Here is a 2,503-nt window from a genome sequence, read left to right on the forward strand (position 1 = left end):
TATTATCTGTAAGAAAGCGTTCTATCTCTTCATCTTTTATAGGAGATATACCTTTTTCTAGTTTATCTACTTTATCTTTAATAACATCTACAGCCACTACTTCTGTGTGTTGAGATAAAAGCATAGAAATAGATAGACCAACGTATCCTAGCCCTGCTACTGCAATCTTCATTGATCTGTCTCCTTTTTCGGTTTTCAAGGTGCATAAAAATGCTGCCCGTTTGGCAGCTTTCCAAATTTTTATAGCTTGTAGTAGCCCTTATACCATTTGGCGAAGGCACGCAGCCCGTCTGCTAGCGGGGTGCTAGGTTTGAAGTCTGTATCTCGCTCAAGTGCGCTTGTGTCAGCATAGGTAACTGCAACATCTCCCGGTTGCATAGGTACTAGTTCTCGATGTGCTTCAAAGTTATAGTCTTTTGGCAGTATGTCTTCTTCTACTAACACTCGCTGCAATGTATTAACAAAATCTAGAAGGTTTTCAGGGTTGGAGTTTCCGATGTTGTATATCTTATGCGCTGCTAAAGGTAGACCATCTGCTCCTGTTTGTACAACAGGTGGTGTATCTATTACGCGACAAACACCTTCAACAATGTCGTCTATATAGGTAAAGTCGCGCTTGCAGTTACCCATATTGAAAATCTTGATAGTGTCGCCCCTAACAAGTTTGTTAGTAAAACCAAAGTAAGCCATATCGGGGCGACCCATTGGTCCATACACTGTAAAGAAACGAAGAGCGGTTGCAGGGATACTATAGAGTTTAGAGTAGGCATGAGCCATTAATTCATTTGACTTTTTGGTGGCGGCATAAAGCGATACGGGACTATCTACCCTATCAGTTTCTAAGAAAGGCACTTTTGTGTTGCCGCCATAGACACTAGAACTTGAGGCATACACTAAGTGCTTTACGGGGTGGTTCCTACAAGCCTCTAAGATATTAAAGAACCCTACTAAATTTGAATCCACATAGGCACGAGGGTTTTCAATAGAATAGCGAACACCAGCTTGAGCTGCTAGATTAACTACAATACTAGGTGCAAAGTTTTGAAAGACATCTTCAACAGATTTGCTATCAGATATATCTCCTCTTATAAAAGAAAAATGCCCGACGGAAAACCCATCGGACACCATATCGGTATTATCTCCCCCTGCTGTTTTTGCAAGCATTTTCAATCTGTCGTGTTTAATACCTATATCGTAGTAGTCATTTATATTGTCAAAACCTACAACATACGCATCAGTTTCTTCAAGCAGCCTCTTACACAAAAACGCACCAATAAAACCAGCTGCTCCGGTTACTATAATCTTATTCAATTGTTTTTCTCCTGATTTCTAAAAACAAAATTTTTTAACAGTAACTTTTATATCTAGTGAAATAAAGCAGCAATCAAGCTAATATCACTAATAAATATTCGTTAACATTACACTTTATATAATTCTCAACATTAAACTCTATGGAAGTGACCATTTTGCAGATGGCTTACGTGGATCAAAATACCCTTTAATACAGTTAGGATTCCTTACGCATATTTGAATGTGTGTTTTTTCGCGAAAACCGGCATCTTCATAAATTGGACTGCCTTCTGAAAATAATCCGCGCGCTGAATCAAACGGCTCAATTAAATTCAGTCCTTCCTGCTTTGCCGTCTTCAATCTAGAATGAAGATGCTCAATAACAGCACAGTCGAGCCTTCTAAAAAGCCGATCCTCGGTCTTACCAGAGTTTTTGGGTAGTGGCTGACCTATCGTTTTCATCTCATCGCGAAGTAATTTGTATTCATTTTTCAATAGATCTATGTATTCGCTATCAGTCAAATTTAAACAATGACCCAAATCTAGCACTGCGCCAATAACCGCAGGCTGTTCAATAGAACCACGCCCTTGTTGTTCAATAGCCCAATCTTGCGCTCGCCTTAAATTATGTTCCCAAAAATACGCTCCATGACCCAACCAGTCATAATCATTTTTACTAGGTTTTATGTGTTGACCATCATGAATAACAGCATTAAAAGCCGAAATATCACAGCCATGAAAACCCAGTACAAGATTTGGGAGCTTAGAGTACATCGCGATAATGAGCAGCAAGTTTGCCCGATGAATTTATTATTCCGGCTTCACGCAAATTTCTGGTAGCCACCTCTTTGGCGGCGGCTGGACTATCTTTGCGCAATTTCTTAAAATCCCGCAGTGCTTTTCTTTGACTTTTTTTGAATTCGTCGAGCGTCATCAGCTTCTCCATTCGTCAAAGATTAAATATCAATTACAGTTACAAAAAGCGATCAATTAAAGCCTAAACCTAATGAAGTTTCATCGATACGAGTATAGCAAACATAGGGTAAGTCTTAAAACGTGTGGGATTTAGCATGGTTTTCGCCATCCCTTGCCTACCCACACGTTTTCTACCTGTTTTTGCGTGGTGCGCTGTTTTGCACCCTTCCACATGCCCCCAAGCCTTACAGTTTGACGAACAGGACGGGCGTCATTATTCATCGAATAGAGGGACGGG

At 40.2% G+C, this 2,503-nt stretch carries 3 protein-coding genes and 1 pseudogene; all 4 read right to left on the reverse strand.

Annotation, left to right across the window (positions count from 1 at the left end; genetic code table 11):
* A pseudogene (locus tag G7Y37_RS08990) lies at nt 1-172 on the reverse strand (UDP-glucose 6-dehydrogenase); the annotation flags it as partial.
* A 68-nt stretch (nt 173-240) separates the two neighbouring features.
* A complete protein-coding gene (locus tag G7Y37_RS08995) occupies nt 241-1,311 on the reverse strand; it encodes an NAD-dependent epimerase/dehydratase family protein (RefSeq protein WP_165063129.1) in 1,071 nt (356 codons plus the stop codon).
* Nucleotides 1,312-1,449: 138 nt separating this feature from the next.
* Nucleotides 1,450-2,082: a hypothetical protein gene (locus G7Y37_RS09000; protein WP_206214148.1), complete on the reverse strand. Its 633-nt coding sequence runs from the start codon at nt 2,080-2,082 to the stop codon at nt 1,450-1,452.
* Complete coding sequence (locus G7Y37_RS09005; RefSeq protein ID WP_165063130.1) at nt 2,054-2,224, reverse strand: hypothetical protein; 171 nt, start codon at nt 2,222-2,224, stop codon at nt 2,054-2,056. The genes G7Y37_RS09000 and G7Y37_RS09005 overlap by 29 nt, the downstream gene beginning before the upstream one ends.
* Nucleotides 2,225-2,503: the final 279 nt, after the last annotated feature.

It is taken from the genome of Adlercreutzia sp. ZJ154 (assembly GCF_011039055.1).
In the GTDB taxonomy this organism is placed as follows: Bacteria; Actinomycetota; Coriobacteriia; order Coriobacteriales; family Eggerthellaceae; genus Adlercreutzia_A.